This is a genomic window from Pseudoalteromonas sp. CST2 (assembly GCF_028599385.1).
In the GTDB taxonomy this organism is placed as follows: domain Bacteria; phylum Pseudomonadota; class Gammaproteobacteria; order Enterobacterales; family Alteromonadaceae; genus Pseudoalteromonas; species Pseudoalteromonas atlantica.
Map to the genome: position 1 here is coordinate 164,715 of NZ_JAQREO010000006.1, position 21,579 is coordinate 186,293.

The window sequence follows — 21,579 nt, forward strand, 5'->3', positions numbered from 1 at the left end:
CCGTAACAATACTTAATTAAGCTGATTGGTATAGGGTGAGCAATACGCTCACCTCTTGCCTTTTATCTCCCGTCACCTATTAGCGAACAGATATTATGACCATAATTAATAACACCCAATACCGAAAACCATTGCCCGGCTCAAATGTGGATTACTATGATACGCAAGAAGCCGTTGATGCAATAAAGCCTGGTGCTTATGCCACATTGCCTTACACATCACGCGTACTTGCCGAAAACTTAGTGCGCCGCTGTGAGCCTGATATGCTAACCGATGCGCTTAATCAGCTTATTGAGCGTAAGCAAGATTTAGACTTTCCGTGGTATCCGGCGCGCGTGGTGTGCCACGATATTTTAGGCCAAACTGCATTAGTTGATTTAGCAGGCCTGCGCGACGCAATAGCTGCAAAAGGTGGTGATCCAGCAAAAGTGAATCCGGTTGTGCCTACACAGCTAATTGTTGATCACTCATTAGCGGTTGAGCATGCAGGCTTTGACCCTGAAGCGTTTGAAAAAAACCGTGCAATAGAAGATAGACGCAACGACGACCGTTTTCATTTTATAAACTGGACTAAAACCGCCTTTAAAAATATTGATGTTATTCCGCCTGGTAACGGCATTATGCATCAAATTAACCTTGAAAAAATGTCGCCTGTTATTCAAAACCGCGATGGCATTGCATTCCCCGATACCTTAGTTGGTACCGACAGCCACACCCCGCATGTGGATGCACTTGGCGTAATTGCTGTAGGTGTTGGTGGGCTTGAAGCCGAAAGCGTAATGCTTGGCCGCGCCTCGTACATGCGCCTGCCTGATATAGTAGGTGTTGAGCTTACAGGCACTCGCCAGCCTGGCATTACTGCAACCGACATAGTGCTGGCTATTACCGAATTTTTACGCGCTCAGCGTGTTGTATCGACCTATTTAGAATTTTACGGCGAAGGCGCTGATGCACTAACCCTTGGCGATAGAGCAACTATTTCAAACATGACGCCAGAATTTGGTGCCACTGCAGCCATGTTTTATATAGACGATAAAACAATTGATTATTTGCGTTTAACAGGGCGTGATGAAGAGCAAATAGCACTTGTAGAAAACTACGCTAAAACGGCTGGCCTTTGGAGCGATAGTTTAAAAACCGTAAAATATGAGCGCGTCCTTAAATTTGATTTATCGAGTGTTGGGCGCAATATTGCTGGGCCTTCAAACCCACATCGTCGTGTATCCACGAGCGATTTAGCCAAAGAAGGTATATCTGGCGTTGTTGAAAACGAAGAAGGCTTAATGCCAGATGGCGCGTGTATTATTGCTGCTATTACCAGTTGTACTAACACCAGTAATCCGCGCAACGTAATTGCTGCCGGCTTACTTGCGCGTAATGCAAATGCCAAAGGGTTAATGCGTAAACCCTGGGTTAAAACGTCATTAGCACCGGGTTCAAAAGCGGTGCAATCATACCTAGAAGAAGCAAAATTACTCCCTGAACTTGAAAAACTTGGCTTTGGTATTGTGGGTTTTGCTTGCACTACCTGTAACGGCATGAGTGGCGCGCTTGACCCTGTAATTCAACAAGAAGTGATAGATCGCGACTTATACGCAACAGCGGTACTTTCGGGCAACCGTAACTTTGATGGGCGCATACATCCGTATGCTAAGCAAGCCTTTTTAGCGTCACCGCCATTAGTGGTGGCTTACGCTATTGCCGGCACTATTCGTTTTGATATTGAAAAAGGTGTACTAGGGAAAGATCAGAATGGTAACGATATAACGCTAAAAGACTTATGGCCAAGCGATGAAGAAATAGATGAAGTAATCAAACAAAGCGTAAAGCCAGAGCAATTTAAAAAAGTGTACGAACCTATGTTTGATTTAACCGTAGATTACGGTGAAGACAACGACCCGCTATACAACTGGCGCGAGCAAAGTACCTATATTCGCCGCCCGCCATACTGGGAAGGCGCCCTTGCAGGTGAGCGAACCATGACCGGCATGCGCGCCCTTGCTGTACTTGGCGATAACATTACAACGGATCATTTATCGCCTTCAAACGCTATTATGGCAAGCAGTGCTGCGGGTGAATACTTAACTAAAATGAACGTCCCTGAAGAGGACTTTAACTCGTACGCAACGCACCGAGGGGATCACTTAACAGCGCAGCGCGCTACATTTGCAAACCCTAAATTGTTAAACGAAATGGTGCGTGATGAAAACGGCGAAGTTAAACAAGGTTCATACGCACGATTAGAGCCACAAGGTACTAACACACGTATGTGGGAAGCAATCGAAGCTTATATGCAGCGTAAACAACCACTCATTATTGTAGCCGGTGCCGATTATGGGCAAGGCTCATCGCGTGATTGGGCTGCAAAAGGGGTAAGGCTTGCAGGCGTTGAGGTTATAGCTGCAGAGGGCTTTGAGCGTATTCACCGTACTAACTTAATTGGCATGGGTGTATTACCGCTTGAATTTAAACCAGGCACTACCCGCAAAACGCTTAACATTGATGGCAGCGAAAGCTTTGATGTAAAAGGCGAGCCAACACCAGGTGCAACGCTTGATTTAGTGATTACACGTAAAAACGGTGAGGTACTAACAGTACCTATGAAATGCAGATTGGATACCCAAGAAGAACTTTCTATTTATGCCGCTGGTGGTGTATTACAGCGCTTTACGCAAGACTTTTTAGAAGCTACGCAATCAGCATAAGGGGCGTGCATTATGTTTAAACCACAAATTAAAGTACCAGCAACTTATATGCGCGGCGGCACCAGTAAAGGTGTATTTTTTAAGTTAACCGACTTACCCAAACCTGCCCAAGTGACAGGTGAGGCGCGCGACAATTTACTGTTACGCATAATTGGTAGCCCCGACCCATATGGCAAACAAACCGATGGCATGGGCGGTGCAACATCAAGTACTAGTAAAACGGTTATTTTAAGTAAAAGCGAGCAACCTAACCACGATGTAGATTATTTATTTGGCCAAGTGGCAATAGATAAACCTTTTATAGATTGGAGCGGCAATTGCGGTAATTTAACCAGCGCAGTAGGTGCGTTTGCTATAACGAACGGCTTAGTTGATAAAAGCACAGTACCCGACAACGGTGTAGCCGTGGTGCGAGTATGGCAGGCTAATATTAAAAAAAGCATTTTAGTTCATGTGCCTATCACCAATGGCGAAGTGCAAGAAACTGGCGATTTTGAACTTGATGGCGTGACCTTTGCTGCTGCCGAGGTAAAGCTAGAGTTTTTAAGCCCCGCTGATGGTGAAGGGGCGTTATTCCCTACAGGCAATGTAGTAGATGACTTAGAAGTACCAGGTGTTGGTACTTTAAAAGCCACTATGATAAACGCGGGTATTCCTACTGTATTTATTAATGCCGCGGATATTGGCTATAGTGGCACTGAGCTGCAAAGCGATATTAATAACGATACTGACGCACTTAAAAAGCTTGAAACTATTCGTGCCTATGGCGCAGTCAAAATGGGGTTAATAGCTAATATTAACGAAGCGCAAACACGCCAACACACACCTAAAGTAGCCTTTGTGGCAGCGCCATTAGATTACAACGCGTCAAGTGGTAAGTTTATTGAAGCTACAACAATTGATTTATTGGTACGTGCTATGTCTATGGGCAAGCTTCATCACGCTATGATGGGCACAGCCGCAGTCGCTATTGGCGCAGCCGCGGCTATTGAAGGTACGCTTGTTAATGTGGCCGCAGGTGGCGGGACATTGAACGAAGTTAACTTTGGCCACCCCTCTGGCACGCTAAAAGTAGGCGCAGAAGCTAAAAAAGTAGCTGGTGTTTGGCAAGTTACCAAAGCAAGTATGAGCCGCAGTGCTCGTGTGCTTATGGAGGGCGTAGTTAGGGCTTTGCAATAAGCTGATATTAACGTTTTATATTGAGTCAATAACGCTACCCTTAGTCGTTATTGACTCTTAAAATGTTTAGTTTTAAAACTAAACAAAGTAAACATTGTGTTTAAGAATTCCCCTTCCAAAAAGCCTACAAAACTAATTCTTTTTCATTATATCAGCACATAGATGGTTTTTTTTTAACGTATCTGACGCATTTACTTGAAGAATATTATTAACAAACTAAATTAAATGTAATATTCACTTAATATAGTGGATATATGGTACGCCAGAGCGATGCTTCTTAATGGTTTTAACATATGTTATTGAAAAATAGTAAAGCCTATGAAGAAGCGTCGTTTAAATTTAGGTAAAAAATTGTACTTAAAAAGTATAAAAATGTAGCAAAAACTCATTGCTTAATGTTACTTTAATCAATAAGTAACAAAGGTTGTTATTGTGTGTCTGTTTGTGTTTTTTTGTAAACTTTCACACGTATATTTAATAAAATAATTTTCTGATACTCATTGCAGGCTATCAAGGAGAAATAAATGGCACAGCGTATGACTAAAATTACCCCAATTGCAGCATCTGTTGCACTTACACTAGGTTTAGCGGGTTGTGGTTCAGACAACGACAGAAACACTTACGTTCCTCCAGTTGAATCTGTTACTTCATCTGATGACGCTCAATTTAACGTAGAAATAACAGGTAAAGCTGTTAAAGGTGCAATGAAAGGTGCCGTTGTTAGCGTGATGACACTTGATGAAACAGGGCAAAGTGTTCCAGTTGCATTTAGATTAGAAGCATCAGCAGAAGCTGAAACGTTTACCGGCGAAGCAACTTCTCAAGATGCGGCAGATGCTGCAGTAGAAGCTAGCAAAATAGCAGGTAACCCAGATGCGCTAGTAACCGGCGATAATGGTAGCTACAGCATTTACCTTGAAGATGACTTTACAGGCCCTGTATATATTACAGTTACTACTGCTGAAGAAGGCGATGATAGCTTCTTACGTTGTGATGCTTACGTTGGTTGTGGAACTTACGATGATGCGCCAGAAGCAGATGATGTAAACGATGGCGATACTAACATTGAGTTTGGTGAATGGTACAAAGCCGACCTAGAGCTTTCTGTTGTTAAATATGTAGCTGCAGCAGAAGCCGACTCATCTGATACTAGCGGCGCAGCAGGCGATGCAAACGTAGCACGTTCGTTTAAAGCGAATGTAACCTTTTTAACTACGCTGGTTGCTCAAGCTCTACTTGAAGCCGAAGGTGACGTTGACGCTGATGCTATTGCATCAACAAGCTTAAATACAGTGATCCAAGTTTTTGGACCAGATGCAGCGGTATTATTGTCAGCGCTTATTGGTGACTTATCAAACGGTGGTGCAGTAGATTTAAGTGATGTAGACGGTGAAGAAAGCCTTTCACAAGGCGTGTTGATGATTGCGCAGCTGTCGTCTTCGGTTCAAGGTTTACCATCGATTTCTGATACTATAGCGAGCATTAAAGCTGGTATTGCAACAGGTACTTTAAGTACAACTGATATTGCAGCAACCTTACAAACAGCCGTTTCTAGTACTGCAAGCGTGTTTGTAGCTATTGCAACGGGTGATGAAGATGCTATTAAAGCGGCATTAGAAGCAGCCTACTTAGCAAATAACCCTAATGCATCAGCTGCTGAGATTAATGCATTTGCAGAAAACTCTGCTGGTATTGCTGCTAAAGCAAAAGAAGCAAAAGACAACGCAGTTAAAAATGGCGCAGCAACCGATGCAGAGCTGGCAGAACTTGCAGGTACTGTGCAAGAAGCTCTAGAAGAGCTGGGTTGTACTGGCGATGAGTGTGTTGCAGGCGATGACTTTTTTGCAGATTTAGCAGTTGCGTTATCAGCGCAAATTGATGCATCTTCTACTGAACTTTCTGCTCTTCAAACATCTATAGATACTGCTGAAGAAATGCTTGCTGATGTTGAAGAAATGGGTGATGCCGTAACTGACGCAGCTACTGCAATTGAATTTGTTGCGGCTGTAGCTGCACTTGAAAATGAAGCTGAAGCAGCGGATTTATCAACGGCAACAAATAAGGTTTATGTGCAAGCACAAGGCTATGTTAGCACTGCGTCTTTACTTGTAGCTCAAAGCTCTGACTACCAAGGCATACTAGATACTGCAATTGATTTACAAGACGCTGCTTTAGAAGAAGTAGAAAACGTAAGCACATACGATTTAGCACTTGCGCAGTTAGTACTTGATGCAGAAGCCGCTATTACTGAGTATGAGATTGAAGTAGAAGCCGCTAAAGAAATTGCTTTGAATACTGCAGATGTTGCAGATGAAAAGAAAGCCGCTGCAGATACAGCAGAAGCCGCTTCAACAAGTGCACTTGCTGATGCGCAAGCTGCTGTTGACTCGGGTGACGATGCACAAGCAACTGTTGAATTAGTTGATGCTGCGGTAATTGCGGCGTCAGATTTTTCTGCTGCTGTAGATGCACTAGAGCTTGCGATTGAACAAGCACTAGAAGCAGCAACTGAATATGAAGCTGTAGCAGTAACTGAAGCTGATATGGCTGAAGCTGCAGATTTAGTTGAAAGTGCAGAAATGATGGCCGAAGCTGCTGAAACTCAGGCTGAACTTGCAAACGAGCAACTTGTAACTGCGCTTAGCCTTCAAGCAGAAGCAGAGCTGGCGGTTGCAACGGCATCTGTTAAAGAAACATCAGAATCTCTTTCTACAATGACAGTATTAACAAGTACCGGTGGAGATGCACTTTACGACACAGCTGAAGTGTTATTTGATGTATTTGAAGAGCTTGCCGATATGGGTAACTCTGGTGAAGGTACTTCAACAACGCATCCTGAATGGGAATACGACTACAGCTTAGACGATTTAACGCTAATACTTACAAACTCGACTACAGATAGCATGATCACAGCGTCTGCAGCGTATCAAGATAACCAATTGGTTGTTGCTTGGGGCGGTATGCTAAATACCGAAACCGATGCAACTGTTGAGCTTGTTACAGGTGATGTAGCCGCAGATGCACTTGAAGAGTGTCAAGCATTTGCTGATGGTACAATTACTGACTCTACGCAAATTGATTCGTGTTTAGTATTTACGTTTGACGGTGATGTGAGTGCAGATACCGTTGATGACGCTGAGCTTACGATGACGCAAGCGTGGAACCGTGTTGAAATTATGGACGGTGACTCAGACTTTATGGGGACACTTAACTTAAGCGGCATGGAAGAGACAGACATGGCTATGCTAGAACTAGCAGGTATGTCTGGCGACTTAGACTTTAGCGTTATGTCTGAAGTGGATAGCAGTGGTGATGAAGACATGACCATGCTTGAAATTAAAGTAAATGGCGACGCTGCAATGGGTTACACGCTGTCTATGTCGGGTACTGAATCAGCTGGTTACATGGGCGATGTTAAAGCTATGTACGATGGCATGATGATGACCTTTGGTACAGCAACTAAGGTAACAAATGGTGTTTCAATTACTTACATTGATGATGAAGTAATTGATTACACAGATGTGACTTTAATTGACTCATCTAACTAATACTTAAACTATAAAAGGGAAAAGCTGTGTGCTTTTCCCTTTTTTTATAGAAAGCGATTAAATTATGAAAAAAAAAATTCTCTTGTTAGGATTTTCAACTGCTCTACTTTCACCTCTAGCTTCTGCAAATAATCAATTTCAAATATTCACTCACTTTGACGCCGAAATTTACACTGAGGCACAGCCAGTACAAGCATTTGTAGATGATTTTGACGAGCCTATTAAGTCTGGCGACAGTGCATTTACTTATAATATTTTTGAGATTGGCGTGGGTTACAACAATTTTAAAGTTGGTTTGCAGAGCCGTTATGACTACGTACTTAATTTTGATCCCGATACTGCACTTTATACTTATTTAGAAAAAAACGATTTACCCTTTGAAGAACGTTTTTACACGTATCAGCTAAATGCTAAGCAAGTGACCTCTAATGGGGTGTTTGTTTCATACGATTTTAAATTTTTAGATAAAAACGCGCTAACTATTACACCAAAAGTGTCTGTTTTTGCCAGTACACATTTTCAAGATGCCTCTGTAGATGGGCGAGTGTTTAGTGACGATGTAGAAGGCAGCATTACTGCTGATTATAATTTTTCGAAAGATATTTTATTTAAAAAATTTACTCCCTCGCAAAACCCTGAAGGCCTAGGCTATAGCTTAGATATTTTTGCTGATTGGCAAGTAAATGACGATTTAAAAGTAGGGCTAAGTATAAAAGATCTGCTTTATAAAACTGACTTTGATGATACCGGCGCGGTAAAAGGGCAAACAACAGAAATCCCTTTCAGTGAAGATGAGAGTGGTAATGTTACCTCTACGCCGACTGTTTCTCTTCAAACATCTGCTTTTGGTAATACCCAGTCACACACACTTGATATGGAAATGCGTATTACCGCCTTTGCCGATTATCAAATCAACCGCCGATATTCAACGGCGCTTACAATCAAGCAGTACGATGAAGATACATTTAGTCAGCTAAAAGGGCGTATTCATTTTTGGGATCATTGGAAAGTACAAGCTGGCTATGAAACAAAAAGTGAAGCGTTTTTAGTCGGTATTGAAAACGAGTACTTTGGTCTTAATTTACAAACCGACAGCTTAGATTTAGATAAAGCTTATTATGCGAATGTAAATTGGTACATGAACATTAAGTTTTAAGGAATGAAGATGTTAAAAAAACTTTTACCTTTGTCAGTTGCTCTAGCGCTTAGTGGCTGCGGTGGCTCTTCAAATGACAGTAGTGACGAAGCGGTTGAAATAAGCGTAGCATCTGCCTCTACCGTAAACTTTTATGTACCTCAGTGGCAATCAGCCAAAGGTACGCTTAATCAATTAGACAGCCAAGGCAATGTGGTTGAGTCTGTCTCGGTCGAAAACATAAATACCGCCAGCGTGAGCGTATCGCCTCTTAATTTTTATACATTTGAATTTATACCTGACGATAGCGCCTTGCCGTGCCCACGCTTTACAGGCTGCGGCAGAACGCTTCGCGGCGATGTAAACGATATAAACGAAAACCGTTTAATTGATTTTGAAGAGATAACCGGCGTTAATTTAAACTATGCCGCCCGTGCCTATGTTGCGCCAGGCGTTAATGAGGTGTTTTTCTCGCCATTGAGCACCGCAATTACGAATGCAAATGTTGACGCGACCCTTGCAAGTTTATCTGCGAGTCCTTTTTATCAGCTTACACATAGTAGCTTGAGTAATACACTAGAGGCAGAAATTGTTGCTAACGCATTTACGTATAGCGCTATCATCGCTGGTGTGTCTGTTGAAGGCTTTGATTTAGCCACTGCATTTGATGATTTTATCACCCAGCAGGATGATACAAGTGCTTGGCAAACTTACAGCAGTTTAGCTGATCAATACATCGCAGATAACCTTTACAGTGAACAAGGTAATGGTTTAATTCAAAGTGTAGCTGGGCAGGTTAAGCAAACTATTGCGAGCGTGACTAGTTATAACAATTGGCAACAAAAAGTTGAAACTGAGCAAGCATTAGAGTCACGCGAATTACTCGAAAATATAAGAGATGCGCTAGGTGTTATTCGCTTACAGGACACAACCTACGCTGATGATTTAGACGCGAAGCTTGAACAACTAGAAAGCGCACTTGATGATGATACGCAGCAAACTATTACCGTACTTGCAGAAGTAATTAATGAGGTACTTATTAATTACTCTCCACTTGCAGAAGTATCTGCGAGCGAAGGGCAGTACACGTTACGTAATCTTGATATTAGCTATTCAACCTCACCCTACGAATGGCTAATTACCGGTACCTATGATGGCTTGCCAGTAAATATAGACATGTCTATCCCCACATTTAGAATAAGCGGTGTACTTGGTGATAAAATAGAAGGGGTAATGAGCGCTTCTGTTATTAATGGCGATACGCGCTTAGATGTTGATGTAAGTGAACTGCTGGTGGAATTTGATGGGGTAAGTGAGCAAAGTGAATTATTACCCGATGCACAAACAGGCATTGCTAATATTACCACTGACGTAGTTATTGCTAAGCAATCAGGCGAGCTTACTGGTGAGATATCATTAGATCTAAATCGATTTGTTACTGCGTTTGCACAGGAAGTTACGTCTTTATCTGCCTTTGATTTTGCTGGCCAATATCAAAGTGATATTCAAACTACGCCTTTTCATATTACAGCATTAGAAGCTTCGCCACTGACGGGTGAGGAAAACGATGATTTAATGTTTGGCCTAGAACTGGCTCTGCCATTAGGAGGTGCGAGTGACTTTAGCTTAGCGTATGTAGGTGATGTTATTGATTTATCGCAGCTTACCAGTAGTGATGTATTTATTAGCGTAAAACAAAAAGCCTTAGATTTACGCATTAGAGAAGTAAATAGCAATATTAGTTTAACCGCAAAAGGTGAAAACGGTCGCTGGCTTGATGTAAAACAAGCTGGCAGCAACTACAGCGGTGGCTTGTATTTAGGCGATACAAAAATTGCGGATGTAACCGCAGTACGTGGTATTCCTGGGGTATTATTTCCTAATGGTGATTTTGAGTCGTTATTTTAATAGCGGTTTAAACCTAAACTTAAGCCCAGCAAGTTGCACATACTTGCTGGGCTTTTTTATTACTCGTGCTTATATACTACCTAACTAAGCAAATTGGTATAAGTTATAGTAGTTCTATTTCTACGGTTTCGTCTTTTCCAATATTGCCACTTTCTGCGGGCACCACAATAAGGCAATTTGCGTGGCTAAGCGATGAGAGTACCCCTGAGCCTTGCTTATTTATAGGCGTTACCAGTAGGTTATTGTCTTCGTCGGTGCTGGCAATACCGCGTTGAAAGTCGGTACGGCCGGGGCGCTTTTTAATCAGCGCTGTGGTGGTTGCTTTTAAACGTAACTTAGCAGTATGTTCATTTCCTGAAAGCTTTGTAAGGGCTGGCTTTACAAGTCGCTCAAGCGTAACGGCTGCCGATACGGGGTTACCTGGTAACCCAAAAAAGTAGCTGTTAGGTAATTTACCAAAAGCAAAGGGTTTACCCGGTTTCATGGCAATTTTCCAAAAATGGATATCGCCAATTTCATTTAATACTTCTTTAGTAAAATCGGCTTCGCCAACCGATACACCACCAGAGCTTATTACGGCATCGGCTTGCTCGTTTGCTTTTAAAAATGTGTTTTTAATGAGCGTTTTATCATCGGCAATTATCCCAAAATCAATCACTTCTATATTGTTATCATTAAGCTCGCTTAATATAACAGCGCGATTACTTTCATAAATAGCACCTGCAGGAAGCGCATTGCCAGGCTCTATAAGTTCATCCCCTGTAGAAAAAACCGCGACCTTTAGTGTTTCATATACACTTACTTGGTTAATACCAATAGAGGCAAGTAAGCCTACATCGACTGCTTTTAGTTTTCTGCCCGCTTTAAAAACAACACTATTTTTTGCAATGTCTTCACCTGCAAAGCGAACATTATTATTGAGCTCAATATGACCTGTAAATGTTATTTTGTCGTTATCTACGCTGGCGTTTTCTTGCATAACTACCGCATTAGCGCCAGGGGGCAGGGCAGCGCCGGTCATAATTCTAACGCATTGCCCAGGTGTTAAGATGTTTTTAAAGGTTTGCCCAGCAAATACACTGCCTACTTGCTGATAAGTTGTTAGCCCTTCGCTTAGGCAAAGTGCATAGCCATCCATTGCCGAATTATCGTGAGTAGGCACATTTATATTGGATTTAATATCGTTTGCTAAAACACGGCCAACACTGTGCATTATTGAAATAGTTTCTGCTGCTTTATTAAAGTTAATAGCGCTTAGCATGTTACTAATTGCGGTTTCTACTGGTAATAAACCAGGTGCATTGCATACATCGTTCATATATATTGTTTTTTATAATGTGTCTGATTTTTAAAACAATACTTATAATGTTAAAGCTTTACAATACATGGTGTGGTTATTTGTTATTACTGTTAGTGGTATTTAGCAATCCTCTTAACGCAAAAGAAACGCTGCACATAGCCGTTGCGAGCAATTTTAAGCCTGTGCTGCAAACGCTGGTAACTAACCCAGCCTTGAAAAATATTAATATTAAAATATCAGCTGCTTCTAGCGGCGTATTACACTCACAAATTATGCACGGTGCACCGTACGATATATTTTTATCAGCCGACGCTGCACGCCCACACGCACTGATCAAAGACGGCTTTGCCCTTAAAAATAGCTTAACCACCTATGCGATAGGTTTATTAGCGCTGTGGCAGCCAAGCAACTCAGTTATTAATAATAAATTAGCCATTGCTAATCCGCGGTTTTCGCCATATGGGCAATCATCGACGCATTATGCTAAAAATTATATAAAAACACCGTATGAATTTGTGTATGCAAATAATATTACCCATGCGTTTCAATTTGTAGAAACAGGCAATGCCGCTAAAGGCTTAGTCGCGCTATCTACGTTAAAGTCGGCGTATCGCAAAACTAAAAATAAAAAATATTTAAATTACACGCTTATCGAACCTGAAAAATACCCTGAAATAACGCAGCAAGGCGTTATCATAAGCGCGACTAAGCATTTAACGGCAGCTAAAAAATTTATGGCTTTTTTAAATGACTCCTCAACCGCAAAAACATTATTAGAGCTTGGCTATAAAGTAAAGGAAAGTGATGTTAGCAAGTGATGTGACAGCGCTGTGGCTTACAATTAAACTTGCCTTTATAACGGCTGCTATTTTGTTGATTATATGCATTCCGCTTGCATGGCAGCTAGCCAGTTATAAAGGTAAGTTAAAGCCTATATTAGAAGCACTTATAGCAATGCCTTTGGTGCTGCCGCCTACGCTAATGGGCTTTTATTTATTGGTATTGTTTTCACCTACTCATGCATTTGGGCAGTTTTGGTTTTGGCTAACGGGTACGCAGCTCGCGTTTAGTTTTCAAGGGGTGGTTATTGGCTCGTTATTTTACTCTCTCCCTTTTGTGATGCAGCCGTTACTGGCGGGCTTTAAACAAATAAATACTACTTATAATCAAGCTGCTATTGCCTTGGGGATCAGCCCGTTTAAGCGTTTTATGTATTTAACGTTACCGCTATTAAAGCCAAGCATAGGTAGTGCCTTTGCACTGGGCTTTGCTCATACATTAGGAGAATTTGGTTTAGTGCTAATGATTGGTGGCAATATACAAGGCGAAACCCAAGTGGTGTCTATTGCATTGTACGACCATGTAGAGTCGCTTAATTATGGGGCAGCGCACCAATTGTCGTTGGTATTGCTAGCAATCTCGTTTGCGTGTTTAGTGTTGTTGTTTAAAGTTAATAAAACCGTGATAAACGGAGCTGCTAATCGTGCTTAAAATACAATGTCATCAACGTTTGGACGATTTTGAATTACATGTTGATTTAGCTATAAATCAATTTGATATTTTAGGGGTGTTTGGTCCTTCGGGCTCTGGCAAATCGAGCTTATTACAGGCGATAGCGGGGCTTACGACGGCGCAAAATGTGTGTATAAATAATCATAATATTACCCATTTAAAGCCCGATAAACGCCTACTTACTTTACAGCTGCAGTCGTGCCCGTTATTTCCACATTTAAATGTAATGGGTAATTTACTGTTTACTCACAAGCATTGTAAAAATAAAAGTAATAACCTAACGCCTGATCAGGTAATTGATTTATTAGCACTAAACCCATTACTAAATCGTGATGTGTCGGCGCTTTCGGGCGGGGAGAGCCAGCGTGTAATTTTTGCAAGAACACTACTAAGTGGGCAATCTGTTGTTTTACTTGATGAGCCATTTAGCGCCTTAGATTGGTCAACGCGTTTTACGATGTTGGGGGCTGTTCAACAACTAAATAAATCCCATGGTATTAAATTTATTATTGTTAGCCACTCCTTAAAAGAGCTACTTTATTGCAGCGATACATTACTTCATATAGCGAAAGGCAACGTGCTCCAGTGCGGTGCAACACAAGAAGTGGTGCAAAGTATTTATACAAATAAGAGCCAAACGCCACTTAGTATACTTAGTTATAGTAAGCCTGAATTTAATGATGCTTTTGGTCTATACCAGCTTACTCTTAGTAATAGCCAACAGCATTTATATGCAGTGCCTTCGCTGGTAAAACAAAACCATATGTTAATTATAGAAAGCAGCCAAATAACCTACAGCAAAGTAAAACCAATTAATGAGAGCAGTGCAAACGTGCTAAAAGGTATGCTTGAAAATGCCCAGCAGCTTGATGAGCAATGGCTGCTAACTGTTAATGTAGATACGCAATTACTGTATTGCGCGCTGTCTAAAAGGCAATGGCAGCAAAGTGCTGTAAGCCTAGGCGAGCAGATTTATTTGACAATAAATAACCTAGAAACGCTAAGTTAGGATCTCAAAAACAGTCATGTATTTACCATGTACTAAATTAAGCGCTGCAAACAGTGCAGTGCTTATTTTTAACAATGTTAAAACGGTTAAACTCCATACTCAAACCATCTACAAGTAATAGCTGCTCGGTGAGTTTACTAGGCAGTCCTGCAATAATTTTAAGTGCTTCAGTCGCTTGAATACTACCAATAAGCCCCACAATAGGAGAGAGCACGCCTGACTCTGAACAGCTTTGAGTTTGTTCGCCAAAAAGCTGTGACACACACCCGTAGCAATGGCTATTAGGCGCCATTGTAAAGCAAGCTACTTGTCCCTCTAACCTTATGGCGGAGCCCGAAACCAAGGGCGTACGGATGTTATAGCAGGCGCTGTTGAGTAAATTACGTGTTGCTAAGTTATCAGTGCAGTCAATAACTACATCTACTTTGCTAAGTAATTGTTCAAGGTGCGAGTTTTCATTTAAAAATTCATCAATAGTGTGGATCTCTATTTCATCATTTAACTGAGTTAACTGTTTTTTTGCACTGTGGGTTTTTAAGCTCCCAACATCACTTTGTTTATAGAGCACCTGCCTTTGCAAGTTAGTTGCATCAACCACATCGTTATCTACAAGCGTTAAAGTACCTACGCCCGATGCCGCTAAGTACTGCGCAACTGGGCAACCTAATCCACCTAACCCCACAATAAGAGCATGACTTTGCCATATTTTTTCTTGTCCATCTATATCTAGCTGAGGAAGCATAATATGGCGAGAATAGCGTAATTGCTGCTGATACGTTAAAGGGGGTTTTTGCATTAATGAGTTCTCGTAATTTTTTTTAACAATACCAATTAGTTAAAACCTAGAGCAAGTAAAGCTTAAAAATTCTTTGCACTGTTTACGCCCAACAAAGCTGCTTAAATAGTGCAAAGCGAAATAAATATTAATTCCCAAAAATATAAGTAACTGAAAAACCTACCTATTAATTGTTGGCTTAGTAATTGCTGAAAGCGGTTAACTTTAATTTAACAATCATCGCAGTGTTATTACTACCAAAGTCGTACTCACTGCTTAAAATAATAATCGTTACAAGGAAAAAAACATGCAACCGAGTTCTGGGTTTAATCTCATATCGTTTAGCGGAAAAATGAAAATACTACATTTAAGCTGGATGGTTTTTTTTATCTCTTTTTTTGTATGGTTTAACCATGCTCCATTACTAGGGGCAATAGCGGGCTCGCTAGGTATAACTATGGCACAGGTAAAAACGCTGCTCATTTTAAATGTGGCCTTAACCATTCCGGCGCGTGTTGTTGTTGGCATGCTGACAGATAAATTTGGCCCGCGTATTGTTTATGCCGCTTTACTTATTTTATGTAGCATACCGTGTTTTATGTTTGCTATGGCCACCACATTTGAGCAAGCCGCTATCGCGCGTTTTGCACTAGGTTTTATTGGAGCAGGCTTTGTAGTGGGCATTCGTATGGTGAGCGAGTGGTTCCCGGCTAATGAGCTTGGTACAGCAGAAGGTATTTATGGTGGCTGGGGTAATTTTGGATCGGCTGCCGCTGCTATGTTACTACCTGTATTAGCCCTTATGTTTGGCGGCGACGATGGCTGGCGCTATGCCGTTGGTTTAACGGGCGCACTTAGCGTTATTTTTGGTGTTATTTGGTACATAAACGTAACCGATACACCAAAAGGGGGGACGTACTTTAAGCCTAAAAAAGTAGGCGCAATGGAAGTAACCAGTAAAGGTGACTTTGTATTATTGCTTATTATGAAATTACCTATGTATGGCGCACTGGCTTTACTTACTTGGAAGTTGTCTCCTACAGGCGCTAATTTAATTTCTGCCAATTTTGTTTTAGCCGTTTATGCATTTTTAGTGCTGTTATACGCCTACGAGGTATATAAAACCTTTGATATAAACGGACATATCTTTAAACAACCCGTGCCAGAATCGCACCGCTACGAATTTAAACAAGTAGCTGTACTTAATATTTTATATTTTACCACCTTTGGCTCAGAGCTGGCCGTTGTATCTATGCTGCCATTATTTTTTATGGAAGTGTTTGGCCTAGATATGGTGTACGCAGGTTTACTGGCCTCTGCTTATGCGTTTATGAATTTAGCCTCGCGCCCGGGTGGTGGTTGGATCTCAGATAGAATGGGTCGTCGTAAAACACTTATTATTCTTACCTCAGGGTTAGCTGTTGGCTACTTTGTTATGGGCTTAGTTGACGCTAGCTGGCCACTTTGGCTTGCAGTAGCTGCTGCCATGGCGTGTTCGTTCTTTGTGCAAGCTGGTGAGGGAGCGGTTTTTGCTGCTGTGCCACTTATTAAACGCCGCTTAACAGGGCAAATTGCAGGTATGACAGGCGCTTACGGTAACGTAGGTGCGGTGGTGTATTTAACGGCGCTCTCATTAGTGGATTACCAAACTTTCTTTATGATCATTGCTGCCAGTGCATTGTTAGGATTAGGGGCGTTATTTTTCATGAAAGAGCCAGATGGGCACATCACAGAAGTAAACGAAGATGGCTCTGTTGAACTTATTTCAGTGACTTAAGGCAGCGTTAACCATGTTTGATGAAACCCAACACGCTCAAGTTAGTAATAATACGCTAGATGTTTCTTTTGGTGGGCACAGTGCCGCGGGCATAAAAGATGAAAATCAAGATGCGTTTGCTGCTTTAAATACTGAGCACGAACAACAAGAAACAAAAGGCGCTATTGCGTGCTTAGCAGATGGGTGTTCATCGGCTAAAAATGCCAAACAAGCATCGCAGCTCAGTGTTACTCATTTTATAAATGAATATTTAAATACACCCGACAGTTGGGCGGTCAAAAAATCGGTTTCTAAGGTTTTAGCTAGCTTAAATCAGTGGTTATATTCGCAATCAGTCAACTATAACCACTTAGGGCAACGCCAAGCAGATTGGATGACCACCTTTACGGCGCTTATATTAAAATCAGCTACGGGGTATATATTTCATTTAGGGGATACTCGCATTACGCGTTTACGCGATAATCAAATGGAAGCGATAACGCGGGATCATAAAGTAAATGATACGCTCACTCGTGCTTTAGGCGCGCAGTCACATCAAGAAATTGATGTTTACGAAGTTGACCTAAAAGCCGGCGATATTTACATACTGACTTGCGATGGTGTGCATGATGTATTGCCCTATAGTGAAATTGCCAACGAAATAAACGCCCATAACAACTTAGAGCAGGCAGCAAGTGCCATTACCTCACGCGCTATAGCACAAGGCAGTGATGATAATGTGAGTTGTTTATTAGTGAAGGTAAATAGCATTGCGCAGCAAAATCTAGATGAGCTTTATCAATCGTTAACGCAGCGCAAAATACCACCCGCATTAGAAGTTGGCCAAATAATTGATGGATATACGGTTATTCGTAAAATCAACGAAAGCAGCCGATCGCACATTTATTTGGTACAGCAAGCACCTGATGCACCTCCCGTTGTATTAAAGGCACCCTCGGTTAATTTTGAAGACGATATACATTACCTTCAAGGCTTTATACGCGAAGGGTGGGTAGGACAACGTATTAATCATCCTAATGTAATGAAGGTTTTAAATACGCAATCGCAAAGCCGATTTTTATATCATATTTGCGAGTACATGGACGGACAAACCCTCAGTGACTATAAGCACGACGTCCCTTATTTAGAAATAGCTCTAGTGCGCAGTATTGTAGAGCAAATAGTGCATGCGCTAAGGGCATTTCAGCGATTAGATATGGTACATCGTGATTTAAAACTCGATAACGTGATGATAGATGCTCACGGTAAAGTTACGTTAATTGATTACGGTACTGTAAGTGTTGCGGCTATGGATGAGTCGGTTAAGCAAATAGCCGATGACTGCCCGCAAGGGACTATAGATTATACGGCTCCTGAAACACTTATTTCGCTGCACGCCGATTTTAAAAGCGATATGTTTTCGCTTGGGGTGATTGCTTATGAGTTATTGTGCTCGAAGCTGCCTTATAAAACATTACCGGCAAGTCATACCCCTATTGATTACAGCCACTGGCAATACACAAGTATTCGCAAGTACCGAGCCGATATACCCTTTTGGTTAGATCAGGCTTTAATGAAAGCACTTGCGCCAAAACCAGCGCTCAGATACCACGCATTTTCTGAGTTTTTAACAGATATTAGTAAACCTAATCCACATTTACAGAGCTCAGCCAACAAAATTTCAATAATGAAACGCGATCCTGTATTACTCTGGAAGAGCATTTCGCTGTGTTTATTTATCATTTTATTGTGCGTGCTCATAATTAAAAACTAAGAGACCAACATGTTAAATTATAAAAATAACTTACCTATTATTTTAATGATAGGGTGCATTGCTGCGCCTTCAATTAGTGTTGCAGCGCAAACCGACCTTAATTTTAGGTTGCGTTATGAAAGTGCAGAGCAAGATAACGCACTAAAAGATGCCAGTAGCTTAACGCTGCGTACACGCCTTACTCATAAAACGGATGAAGTGAATGGCTTTTCTGCTTTATTAGAGGTCGAAGATAGCCGAAGCCTATTAGGTGTAGACGATTACAACAATACGCTGGGTAAAAATACTAATTACTCAGTAATAGCCGACCCTGAAACCACAGAGATAGATCAGGCTTTTGTTAAATATGCAAAAGATGCTTTATCAATTAAAGTAGGTAGGCAAGTAATAGCGCTTGATGGACAGCGTTTTGTAGGTCACGTTGGCTTTAGGCAAGACAGGCAAACCTTTGATGCTACAACAGTAAATTACACCTTTAATGATATTAACTTGCACTATAGCTACATAAGTAAGCGCAACCGTATATTTGCCGATAGCAAAGATATTGATGCATCCGATCACCTTATCAATGCAAGCTTTAAAACAAGCCTAGGTAAGGTGGTTTTATACAGCTATTTATTAAGTGACGACGCAATAGATAATGACAGTTTAGATACTTATGGTGTGTCTTTTAATGGTAATAAAACGCTCAGCGATATTAAATTTTACTATAAAGCACAGTACGCCACGCAATCTGCATCAACGAGCATGAGTGATTTTGACGCTGATTATTATGCATTTGAAGGAGGGATAGATTTAGGCGGTTTAGGCATTGAAACCGTTACATTAAAAGCTGGTATTGAGTCACTGGGTTCTGATAACGGTGATTATGGTTTTGCCACGCCGCTTGCCACAATGCATAAATTTAATGGCTGGGCCGATACGTTTTTAGCAACCCCAGCACAAGGGCTTGATGACACTTATGTAAGTTTAAATGGTAAAGCTTACGGCGGTAAATGGCTGTTTGCGTATCACAGCTTTGATGCCAACGATAGCGCCAATGGCGTTGATGATTTAGGCACAGAGCTAAACGTACAATACGTAAAGCCTATTAACAAAACCTATGCCGTAGGTGCAAAATATGCCGATTATTCAGCAGGTGATAGCGCTGCAGGCAAAGTTGATACCCAAAAACTGTGGGTATGGGTAAGCGCTAAATTTTAAGTATTTAACCTAAACCCTCGTTATTTAATTTAAAGCGTTACAAGTTGGTGCAATAGCGCCAGCTTGTGGTGCTTTCACTTCTTTTTTACTGCATTAACTTAGTTAAGCTATTGAAATATATTAATTATATATCTGGCTTGCATATTGCTATAACCAACACATAATAAATTATACATTTAAAGTACCCATCTAAAGTTAAGTGTATTTTAAATCAAACAGGTGATTTTAATGCCAAGCAAGCAGCGTGTTGTAGTTGTCGGAAATGGAATGGTTGGCCATCATTTTGTACAACAGCTAGTATCACAACAAGGTGATACTCAAAATATGGAGATTACCGTACTCAGCGGTGAAGACCGACTCGCTTATGATCGCGTACAGCTTTCGTCTTTTTTTAAAGGTAAAACCGAAGACGATTTAGCACTTACCTGCAGTAAAACCTATCAAGATTGGCAAGTGTGCTTTCATACTCATTCTAAAGTGGTTGATATAAACCGCGATGCAAAAACAGTCACTACTGCAAAAGGCAAAACATTTGAATACGACAAGTTAATATTGGCTACCGGTTCATTTGCATTTGTACCACCGATTCCTGGAAAAGACCGTGAGCATTGCCTAGTTTACAGAACCATTAACGATTTACACGCCATAAAAAATTCTGCACAGGCCAGCAAAGTGGGCGTAGTAATTGGCGGCGGTTTATTAGGGCTTGAAGCAGCCAACGCGTTAAAGCAGCTTGGCTTGCAAACCCATGTAATAGAATTTGCACCACAACTTATGGGCGTACAAATAGATGGTGCTGGTGGTCGATTGCTTAAAAATAAAATTACCGAGCTGGGCGTTATAGTGCATACATCAGTGGCGACAGAGCAAATTATAGAGGGTGAAAACAGCCGTTATAAAATGTGCTTTAAAGGGGGGCAAATCCTAGAAACCGACATGATTGTATTTTCGGCCGGTATTCGCCCATACGATAACCTAGCTCGTGAGTTTAATTTAGAAATAGGTGAGCGCGGCGGCATCGTAATAAACAACCATTGCCAAACGAATGATAAAAACATATACGCCATAGGCGAATGCGCTCTTTGGAATAACTTTATTTTTGGCCTTGTAGCACCGGGCTACGCGATGGCAAAAGTAGCGGCGGGGCATGTTTTACAACAGCTGTCTTCAAACAAAGCTTTACACACTACCTCAAACAATTCCTTAAATAGTGCTGATGAATTTAGCGGTGCCGATATGAGCACCAAGCTTAAATTAATGGGTGTTGAAGTAGGCTCAATTGGTGATGCCCATGCACGCAGTGAAGGCGCAATTAGCTATTACTTTGAAGATCAACTAAGCGGTATTTACAAAAAAGTAGTCACTAATGAGCAAGGCAATAAGCTTATAGGTGCTGTACTGGTTGGCGATACCAGTGATTACGATAATTTATTGCAGTATCACTTAAATGGCATTGAGCTTAGTGTGCCCGCAGAGTCATTAATAATGCCGCTTGCAGGTGACGCGGGCGAGCTAAACGTTGATGATTTACCAAGTGATGCCATTATTTGTGTGTGCCACAAAGTGACAAAACACACTATTGAACAAGCGGTTATACAAGGTTGTAGCGATTTAAATAAAGTGCAGCAAGCCACTAAAGCAAGTACGGGTTGTGGAGGCTGTGAAAAACTAGTGCAAAGCGTTATTAGCAGTGCGCTTAATAATAAAATAGCTACGCTAACCCCATTAGATGAGCCAGTATCACAGAGCGCTTAACGCAAATAATAAGAGAGCAG

14 protein-coding genes are annotated in these 21,579 nt (G+C 41.4%); 12 read left to right on the top strand and 2 right to left on the bottom strand.

Going from position 1 to position 21,579, the window contains the following annotated elements; translation table 11 throughout:
- Positions 1-95 precede the first annotated feature (95 nt).
- From acnD to PSH41_RS10565, 5 genes are all read left to right on the top strand, one after another.
- Positions 96-2,705, top strand: a complete 2,610-nt coding sequence (gene acnD / locus PSH41_RS10545) for a Fe/S-dependent 2-methylisocitrate dehydratase AcnD (protein ID WP_273589696.1) — start codon at positions 96-98, stop codon at positions 2,703-2,705.
- Between the two features lie 12 nt (positions 2,706-2,717).
- Positions 2,718-3,884: a 2-methylaconitate cis-trans isomerase PrpF gene (prpF, locus tag PSH41_RS10550; RefSeq protein WP_273589695.1), complete on the top strand. Its 1,167-nt coding sequence runs from the start codon at positions 2,718-2,720 to the stop codon at positions 3,882-3,884.
- 524 nt (positions 3,885-4,408) lie between these two features.
- Positions 4,409-7,432 (top strand): hypothetical protein, encoded by a 3,024-nt coding sequence (locus PSH41_RS10555; protein ID WP_273589694.1) that lies wholly within the window; start codon positions 4,409-4,411, stop codon positions 7,430-7,432.
- Between the two features lie 64 nt (positions 7,433-7,496).
- Positions 7,497-8,588 carry a hypothetical protein gene (locus PSH41_RS10560; protein ID WP_273589693.1) on the top strand — a complete coding sequence of 364 codons (1,092 nt, stop codon included), beginning with the start codon at positions 7,497-7,499 and terminating at the stop codon, positions 8,586-8,588.
- Positions 8,589-8,597: 9 nt separating this feature from the next.
- Positions 8,598-10,475: a hypothetical protein gene (locus PSH41_RS10565; protein WP_273589692.1), complete on the top strand. Its 1,878-nt coding sequence runs from the start codon at positions 8,598-8,600 to the stop codon at positions 10,473-10,475.
- 103 nt (positions 10,476-10,578) lie between these two features.
- Here the strand turns inward: PSH41_RS10565 and moeA are convergent, their stop codons facing one another.
- A complete protein-coding gene (gene moeA, locus PSH41_RS10570) occupies positions 10,579-11,793 on the bottom strand; it encodes a molybdopterin molybdotransferase MoeA (RefSeq protein ID WP_273589691.1) in 1,215 nt (404 codons plus the stop codon).
- Positions 11,794-11,840: 47 nt separating this feature from the next.
- Between moeA and modA the strand changes: the two genes are divergently transcribed.
- From modA to PSH41_RS10585, 3 genes are read left to right on the top strand one after another with little or no spacing between them, the layout of a single operon-like run.
- The gene (gene modA, locus PSH41_RS10575; protein WP_273589690.1) at positions 11,841-12,593 is read left to right on the top strand and encodes a molybdate ABC transporter substrate-binding protein; all 753 of its coding nucleotides are present in this window, start codon (positions 11,841-11,843) and stop codon (positions 12,591-12,593) included.
- Complete coding sequence (gene modB, locus PSH41_RS10580; RefSeq protein ID WP_273589689.1) at positions 12,580-13,266, top strand: molybdate ABC transporter permease subunit; 687 nt, start codon at positions 12,580-12,582, stop codon at positions 13,264-13,266. The genes modA and modB overlap by 14 nt, the downstream gene beginning before the upstream one ends.
- Complete coding sequence (locus PSH41_RS10585; RefSeq protein ID WP_273589688.1) at positions 13,259-14,296, top strand: ATP-binding cassette domain-containing protein; 1,038 nt, start codon at positions 13,259-13,261, stop codon at positions 14,294-14,296. Before modB ends, PSH41_RS10585 begins: the two co-directional genes overlap by 8 nt.
- A gap of 37 nt (positions 14,297-14,333) precedes the next feature.
- Here the strand turns inward: PSH41_RS10585 and PSH41_RS10590 are convergent, their stop codons facing one another.
- On the bottom strand, positions 14,334-15,092 hold the full coding sequence (locus PSH41_RS10590) for a HesA/MoeB/ThiF family protein (protein ID WP_273589687.1): 759 nt from the start codon (positions 15,090-15,092) through the stop codon (positions 14,334-14,336).
- 286 nt (positions 15,093-15,378) lie between these two features.
- On the opposite strand from PSH41_RS10590, the gene PSH41_RS10595 reads away from it, so the two are divergent.
- From PSH41_RS10595 to PSH41_RS10610, 4 genes are all read left to right on the top strand, one after another.
- Complete coding sequence (locus PSH41_RS10595) at positions 15,379-16,848, top strand: NarK family nitrate/nitrite MFS transporter (RefSeq protein WP_273589686.1); 1,470 nt, start codon at positions 15,379-15,381, stop codon at positions 16,846-16,848.
- Positions 16,849-16,861: 13 nt separating this feature from the next.
- Positions 16,862-18,601, top strand: a complete 1,740-nt coding sequence (locus PSH41_RS10600; protein ID WP_273589685.1) for a bifunctional protein-serine/threonine kinase/phosphatase — start codon at positions 16,862-16,864, stop codon at positions 18,599-18,601.
- Between the two features lie 9 nt (positions 18,602-18,610).
- Positions 18,611-19,804: an alginate export family protein gene (locus PSH41_RS10605; RefSeq protein ID WP_273589684.1), complete on the top strand. Its 1,194-nt coding sequence runs from the start codon at positions 18,611-18,613 to the stop codon at positions 19,802-19,804.
- 228 nt (positions 19,805-20,032) lie between these two features.
- Complete coding sequence (locus PSH41_RS10610) at positions 20,033-21,559, top strand: FAD-dependent oxidoreductase (protein WP_273589683.1); 1,527 nt, start codon at positions 20,033-20,035, stop codon at positions 21,557-21,559.
- The last annotated feature ends 20 nt before the right edge of the window (positions 21,560-21,579 follow it).